We start from the raw sequence: 493 nt of genomic DNA, 5'->3' as shown, positions 1-493 counted from the left end.
ACACTCATATGTGGGAACAGCGCGTAGCCCTGGAACACCATGCCGGCGGCGCGCTGCTCGGCCGGTCGCTCGGTGATGTCGACGCCGTCGCTGTAAAGGCGGCCGTCGGTGGGCTGAATGAAGCCGGCAAGGATCATCAGGAAGGTGGTCTTGCCCGAGCCTGACGGACCGAGCAGGGTCAGGAACTCACCGCGGCCGATATCGAGCGTCAGATCGTCCAGCGCACGGAATGAGCCGAAGCTCTTGCCGATCCCGATTGCCTTGATCTCTGCGGCCCGGCCGGGTTGCTGCATCCTGCCTTTGTCCTCAATGCTGATTGAAATCGTAGGCAGGGCGGCGGCTTACCGCAACCGAATAGTTTTCGCCTGACCGGCAAATTTGATTCATCTATGCAGCTAATCTCCCCCCTCGAGGGGGAGATGTCGCCGAAGGCGACAGAGGGGGTCGCTGCGCGTGGAGTGGCGACTTCCTCTTTCTTTGAAAGCAGATCGGG

Annotated in this window: 1 protein-coding gene; it reads right to left on the bottom strand. The window is 61.3% G+C overall.

Translation table 11 applies throughout. The annotated features are described in order from the left end of the window. Positions 1-293, bottom strand: a 293-nt coding sequence (locus tag EOA13_RS37495) for an ATP-binding cassette domain-containing protein (RefSeq protein ID WP_127298067.1), incomplete at its 3' end; no start/stop codon positions are given. Between the last annotated feature and the right edge of the window lie 200 nt (positions 294-493).

This window comes from Mesorhizobium sp. M7A.F.Ca.US.011.01.1.1, from assembly GCF_003998295.1.
Lineage (GTDB): Bacteria > Pseudomonadota > Alphaproteobacteria > Rhizobiales > Rhizobiaceae > Mesorhizobium.
Note: the sequence above shows the minus strand (reverse complement) of the source record. Positions and strands in the feature narration are given on the sequence as shown.